The organism is Nitrospiraceae bacterium, assembly GCA_020632595.1.
Taxonomy (GTDB): domain Bacteria; phylum Nitrospirota; class Nitrospiria; order Nitrospirales; family UBA8639; genus Nitrospira_E.
The window spans coordinates 1-7,023 of the sequence record JACKFF010000034.1 but is presented as its reverse complement, the minus strand read 5'-3'; the positions used below and the strand labels follow the sequence as shown (position 1 = coordinate 7,023).

Annotated in this window: 2 protein-coding genes and 2 pseudogenes; all 4 read left to right on the top strand. The window is 52.6% G+C overall.

What is annotated here, in order from left to right:
• Window positions 1-883: 883 nt before the first annotated feature.
• The 4 genes and pseudogenes from H6750_21365 to H6750_21350 all read left to right on the top strand — a co-directional run bounded on the left by H6750_21365 (window position 884) and on the right by H6750_21350 (window position 7,023).
• Complete coding sequence (locus tag H6750_21365) at window positions 884-2,248, top strand: TolC family protein (GenBank protein ID MCB9776862.1); 1,365 nt, start codon at window positions 884-886, stop codon at window positions 2,246-2,248.
• A 203-nt stretch (window positions 2,249-2,451) separates the two neighbouring features.
• The gene (locus tag H6750_21360; protein MCB9776861.1) at window positions 2,452-3,477 is read left to right on the top strand and encodes an efflux RND transporter periplasmic adaptor subunit; all 1,026 of its coding nucleotides are present in this window, start codon (window positions 2,452-2,454) and stop codon (window positions 3,475-3,477) included.
• A 14-nt stretch (window positions 3,478-3,491) separates the two neighbouring features.
• Window positions 3,492-6,684, top strand: a pseudogene (locus H6750_21355) (efflux RND transporter permease subunit).
• 43 nt (window positions 6,685-6,727) lie between these two features.
• A pseudogene (locus H6750_21350) lies at window positions 6,728-7,023 on the top strand (copper-transporting ATPase).

The window sequence follows — 7,023 nt, the reverse complement described above, 5'->3', positions numbered from 1 at the left end:
AATGACCGCGACAAGCACCATATGCCTTTTCTTCAACATCCCCAACATTCCACTCTTATCTCGGCGTTCGTTTCTTCAATACTTTCTTTTTATCTTACCATGGAAGTCCATGAGGTAGCTGCCTTCTCCAGGCCCCTTTCGTGTGGCATATCTTTCATGGATTCCTGAGACCTATTCGACCACTGCAGCCATACCCTAAAAAAGACAATCTTTCCAAGAAACCCACTGCGGATCGTTACCAAGGATCAACACGGAGCGTCCTTAGAATATCCGCAATACTTCAGACCCTTCTTTTGAGATCCGACATGTAAGAACAGACACTCTTCTCACCCGTTGAAATCAATAAAGATCTCTGGACTCATACTGGCAATCCATGTAAAGTAAAAAGAAAAGATTTTAGGCAGTTTAAAGATCAGAATTTCCGGATAAAAACATTCGTGTCACTAAAAATCCCATTACCGTTAACGGTATTCCTTCTCATAGCCTTTATGGTGTGCGGAGTCGTTGGGGCTTCTTGCCCGATGGGGGACACTCCGGCTCATGCCCAAAGCTCATCGGACCCTTCTCCCCACTCCTCCCAGATTCCCCAAGAAATCTGCCCCGACCAACTCAAAAGCTCTTCAGAGGCCGGGAAGGATGGGAATTCTCCTCTGTTAATTGACACAGGGTTCCGCGTTGTCAATCCACTCAATCACATCACGCCACACAGGCTATTTACTTCAACCATTCCTTCCAATTCTTCTTATCCGCCCCCTTTCCTGTTGTACTCTGCTTTGTTGAATTGAGTTCCTCTTAACTGAACGGGCGTCGTACGGATCCGTAAATCATTCGGAGTTCCGGACGATTAATTGTTTGATTACCCCTGGTCACACGAGGGCCTGTCATGAACTCATTTTCACATTGTCGTTTGCGTTTCCTTCTTCTCATTTTTGTATGGAATAGCCTGCTGTTCCTGCCAGGATTTTCGTCCTGGGCTGCCTCCGCATCCACCTATTCGCTAAATCTTCAAGAACTTATGGAAGAAGCTCTACAACACAATCCGGACATTCAAGCAGCCAGACGACGGTGGGAGTCTTCGCAAGCCATCGTTCCTCAGGTTCAAACCCTTCCTGACCCACAGATGCTCCTGGGATATCAACGCATGCCCATGATGGAACCGCTGGAGGGCCCGGTCTACGGATTCAGTCAGAAATTCCCTTTCCCGGGAAAACTTGGCATCAAGGGAGAAGTGGCCGCTCGCCATGCCGATCGGATTGAGCAGATGTACTACGCCACCCGGCTCAATGTCATTTCCCGCCTGAAGCAACATTATTGGGACCTTCATTTTATTCATAAAGGCATCGAAATCGTCGAAAAGAACAAACGACTTCTCATGCAATTCGAGAAGACCGCCAATGCCCGGTATAGTGTCGGCAAGACGGCACAGCAGGATGTGTTTCGCGCTCAGGTGGAACTCTCACGAGTGCTCGATCGGCTGGCGGTGCTGGAACAAAAAAAAGAAAGTCTGCATGCCGAGATAAATCGAATACTGAACCGCCCACCGATCGGACCACTTGGAACACCGGAAAACATTCACCTTACACCGATACAGCAGGATCTCCCTGAACTGGCCAAGCGGGCAGAAGCCTTCTCACCTCTTCTCCTGGCTTCGGCTAAAAGTGTCGCACAAGGGGAGGAGTCGGTCTCTCTCGCCAGAAAAGAATATTTTCCGGACTTCAACCTCAGCGCATTGGGCACCCGCAACGAACGAATAAACGAGAACGGCTACCAGATCATGTTTGGGATACAGATTCCCCTGTTTTATCAAACGAAACAGCGGGAAGGTGTCAACCAAGCCGTCGCAGATCTCGCGCGGGCGCGCGAGGATCTCACAGCCACCCGGCAAGAACTGTTGTTTCAGGTGAAAGACGCATTTGAACGCGCTCAACGAGCGACGCGACTCGTCAAAATTGTCGGGGAAGCCATTATTCCCCAGGCAACCCTTGCCCTCCAATCGGCCCAGGCGGGGTATAGCGTGGACAAAGTGGACTTTCTCACTCTCCTGAATAATTTGCTGACTCTTCAGGAAAACGAGTTAGAGCTTCATGGGGAGATGGTCGAACACGAAAAAGCTGTTGCGAGGTTGGAAGAACTGACCGGAGGACCACTCGCCGACTCTCAGGATTCAGTGATCCCGGAAGAGCATGGACACGTACATCCCGCCCACTCCCCAACGCACCACGAGTCCTCTCGGATGGAGCGACCATGAACCATTGGCCTCGCATACTCGGAATCAGTGCAATCCTTCTTGGAGTCGTTGTCGGAACCTCCTGGTTTTTATACCAAGAACCGCCACATCCCCCTGTGGAGAGCCCACAAACATCCGTGACCCACATGTCTCAGGCGCAACCTGACAAGGGAGTAGGCGAAAAAGAGGCGCAGGAATTGGGACTCGCTCCGGACTCACCAGGAATGCCCATAACCAATATGGTCACCATTGCCCCGGAGCGACTGCAAACCATCGGCGTGCGGTTTGAGGAGGCAACCCGTCATCCTCTGGCTAGAACCATTCGTACCGTGGGACGGGTTGAAATCGACGAACGCCGCTTGGCCCGGGTGAATATCAAATTCGAGGGATGGATTGAGGATTTGCGAGTCAGCGCCATCGGGGATCATGTCAAACAGCACCAGATCCTTTTCACAATTTATAGTCCAGACCTTGTCGCGACGCAAGAGGAATACTTGTTGGCCCTTCAAGGGATTCGAGACCTGGGCGAAAGCGAATTTCAGGAAGTTGCCCGAGGGGCGAAGAATCTGCTCGAGGCTACACGCCGACGATTTCAATTCTGGGACATTACGGAAGATCACATTCACGATCTTGAACGAACCGGGACAGTGTTGCGAACATTGCCCATTCACTCCCCTATCACAGGAACCGTCCTCAAGATGGAGGCCCGCGCCGGCACACATGTGACCCCCGGCACCGAACTCTACTTGATTGCCAATTTGTCGCAAATCTGGATCATGGCGGATATTTTCGAATATGAATTATCCCTGATTCATGTGGGGCAGCAGGCCAAGGTGACCCTCTCCTACGATCCCGAGACCCAGCTAACCGGCACCGTAGGATTTATTTATCCCACCCTTGATCCTCAAACCCGGACCGCCAAGGTACGATTTGAGGTGAAGAATCCCCAAGAAACACTCAAGCCCGGGATGTATGCCAACGTCAACCTTACCGTTCCCTTAGGTACCCAGTTGGCTATCCCCCGCGATGCCGTGCTGAAAACGGGGGAACGACAGATTGTATTTATTCACCATGGAGGAGGCACACTGGAATGGCGAAATGTCACGCTTGGCGTACAAACGGATGATTGGGTTGAAGTTCTGGAGGGTGTCAAAGAAGGAGACCACATCGTGACCTCCGCTAACTTCCTAATTGATTCCGAAAGCCAATTAAAATCCGCCGTGCGGGGCATGGTAGGCATGAAACATTAACGTAATTGGTGAGCATGGTCGGTCAGATTATTGAATTCAGCGCCCGGAATCGTTTTATTGTCTTTCTGATTCTTTTCGGATTGGCTTCCGCCGGCCTCTGGGCTATGAATCAGGTACCTGTCGATGCGGTTCCGGATCTATCCGATACGCAAGTCATTATCTATACCAAGTGGCCCGGCCGTTCACCGGATCTGGTCGAGGATCAGATCACCTATCCCATTGTCACCGCTCTCCTATCCGCTCCCAAGGTCACCGTCGTGAGAGGCATCTCTGACTTTGGCTTCTCGTATGTGTATGTCTTATTCAAAGACGGCACAGATATTTACTGGGCCCGAAGCCGTGTTTTGGAATACATGAATCAACTCGCAGGTAAACTTCCGGATGGCGTCACCCCTCAATTGGGTCCTGATGCCACGGCCGTCGGCTGGGTGTTTGAATATGCGTTGATCGATGAAACGGGCCAGCAGGATTTGGAAACGCTACGATCGTTTCAGGACTGGTACCTGCGTTATTGGCTTCTGGCCGTGGACGGTGTGGCCGAGGTGGCCAGCGTGGGCGGCTTCGTCCGCCAATACCAGGTCAATCTGGATCCAACCAAAGTTCTGGCCTACGATCTCTCACTGCCCCATATTATTGAAACCATCAGGTTCAGCAATGAAGATGTCGGGGGCCGAGTTGTGGAATATTCCGGTGTGGAATACATGATTCGGGGACGAGGGTACATCACCTCGGTTGACGACATTGAACAGATCGCCGTGGGAGTCAATCCCAAAGGAACCCCTATTCTGTTGCGTGATGTGGCCACCGTTAGCCTGGGTCCCGATATGCGGCGAGGACTGGTCGAGCTGAATGGTCGGGGGGAAGTGGTGGGGGCCATTGTTATTATGCGATTTGGGGAAAATGCCATGACCGTCATCGAACGGATCAAGGCCAAGCTCAAAGAATTGGAACCAGCCATGCCCCCTGGCGTCAAAGTGGTCACCACCTACGACCGGAGCGGACTCATTCAGGAATCCATCGCGACGGCCACGGAAAATCTTACGGAAGAACTCATCGTGGTCAGTGTGCTCATCATCGGATTTTTGCTCCATCTGCGATCGGCACTCCTGCCCATTCTCACGCTACCGCTTGCGGTGTTGATCGCGTTCATCCCCATGTACCTGATGGGCATCGGCATGAATATCATGTCCATCGGCGGCATCATCGTGGCCATCGGGGATATGGTCGATGCCGCCATTGTGATGGTGGATAACGCCCATAAACGGCTGGAAGAATGGGCCAAAGACGGCCGGATAGGCGACCGGACCCAGGTCTTGATTGATTCAGCCAAGGAGGTGGGTCCCGCTCTCTTTGCCTCCTTACTGGTGATTGCCATTGCCTTTATGCCGGTCTTCACGCTGGAAGGACAGGAGGGCCGACTCTTCAAACCCCTGGCCTTTACCAAAAACCTGGCCATTGCCATGAGCGCCGTCCTGGCGATTACACTCATTCCCGCATTGCTATCCATGCTGGTGCGTGGCCGGATCATCCCGGAACGCCGGCATCCGGTAAGTCTCGGGTTACAGAAACTGTATGCCCCAGTCTTACGACTGGTATTACGGGTTCGTTGGGGGGTTATCCTTTTGGCGATTCTGTTGACAGCGACCGTCTTTCCAGCCTTTCAACGTATGGGATCCGAATTCATGCCGCCTCTGTATGAAGGCACCATTCTCTATATGCCGACCACTCTTCCAGGACTTTCCGTGACATTAAGCCTCGATGTTGCTCCAACAAATGGACCAAAACTCAAAGCCTTCCCGAAGTCGAGCGCGTGTTCGGGAAAGCCGGGCGGCGGAGACGTCAACCGACCCCGCGCCGTTCAGCATGATGGAAACCGTCGTAATCCTTAAATCACACGATCAATGGCGACCAGGGATGACGTATGACAGGCTCGTAGAGGAAATGGATCGGACCTTGCAATTTCCAGGTGTCACCAATACCTGGACCATGCCGATCAAAGGCCGCTTGGATATGTTGACGACCGGAGTCCGCACGCCCGTCGGCATTAAAATTTTCGGTGCGGACCTTCCTCAAATTGAACAAATCGGCAAACATCTCGAAATGGTTTTGAAGGACGTCCCTGGCACACGCAGCGTCTATGCGGAACGCGTCTTTGGCGGCTATTTTTTGGATTTCGATATTCAACGCGAAGAAATCGCCCGCTACGGACTCACGGTCATGGATGTCGGCCGGATCATTGAATCCGCCATCGGGGGAGAAAACATTGATACCACCATTGAGGGTCGGGAACGGTATCCGATCAATGTTCGCTATCTGCGGGAACTTCGCGATACCCCTGAAAAACTTCGGCGGGTGTTGGTGGACACCCCGACCGGCGCCCAGGTTCCATTGGCGCAACTGGCCACATTACGCTTTGTGAGTGGCCCTCCGATGATCCGGGATGAAGACGGCATGCTGACCGGGTATGTATATGTGGATATGACCGGCCGGGATGTCGGGAGTTACGTGGAAGAGTTGAAACAGGTTGTACAGGAAAAGATCGAGTTGCCGCCGGGCTATCGATTAGCCTGGTCAGGGCAATATGAATTTATGGAACGCGTGCAAAAACGCCTGGTCATTTTTGTACCATTGACGATCGCCATTATTTTTGTGCTGTTTTACTTCGTCTTTCATTCCGTGGCCAAAACCCTCATGGTCATGCTGGGCGTACCGCTCTCGCTGGTCGGTGCAATATGGTATATGGTCTGGCTGGAGTACAACATGAGCATCGCCGTCTGGGTTGGGATCATTGCCCTAGCTGGCGTCGCCGCGGAGACCAGCGCGGTGATGGTGACCTATCTCGACTCGGCGGTCAAACGGCGTCGGGAAGCCGATCGCCTGCATTCCTTACACGACCTAATCGAAGCTGTCCAGCAGGGAGCAGTTGAACGTATCCGTCCGATGGCCATGGCGGGCTTGGCCAACATTCTGGGACTCGTTCCGGTCATGTGGGCCACCGGGACCGGTGCGGATGTCATGAAGCGACTGGCGGCCCCCATGGTTGGGGGAGTGACCTCAGCGATGCTCCTGACTCTTTTCGTCATTCCCGCCATTTACACGATTTGGGTTTGGCACACAGATGTCAAAAATCTTCATTCCAGAAAAGAAACCGGACAGACGAATCGTGTTTCTAGCGAGAATTCGCAACCTATTCCCTCAAAGAATTGAGAGACAGTCCATGAAAATGGAAACACAGGAGGCAATTTCTCATATCAATGATGCACCGGCCCATGTCGGCATGGCGATGGGTACGGGCACAGATGTGGCCATGGAAGGGGATCTTCGAGGCATTGCCCGTGCCCGCCGGCTCAGCCAGGTCACGATGCGCAACATCCGGCAGAATCTATTCTTTGCCTTTTTCTACAATGCCATCGGTGTACCGGTGGCCGCCGGTGCTTTTTATCCACTGCTTGGCCTTCGGTTAAGTCCGATGATTGCGGCGGCCGCTATGACGTTCAGCTCGGTATCGGTGATGACCAATGCGCTCCGATTGCGATCCATCACTCT

Bases quoted from the DNA above. Each gene is read 5' to 3' on its own strand.
- H6750_21365 (MCB9776862.1), top strand. From the start codon at position 884: ATGAACTCATTTTCACATTGTCGTTTGCGTTTCCTTCTTCTCATTTTT.
- H6750_21360 (MCB9776861.1), top strand. From the start codon at position 2,452: ATGCCCATAACCAATATGGTCACCATTGCCCCGGAGCGACTGCAAACC.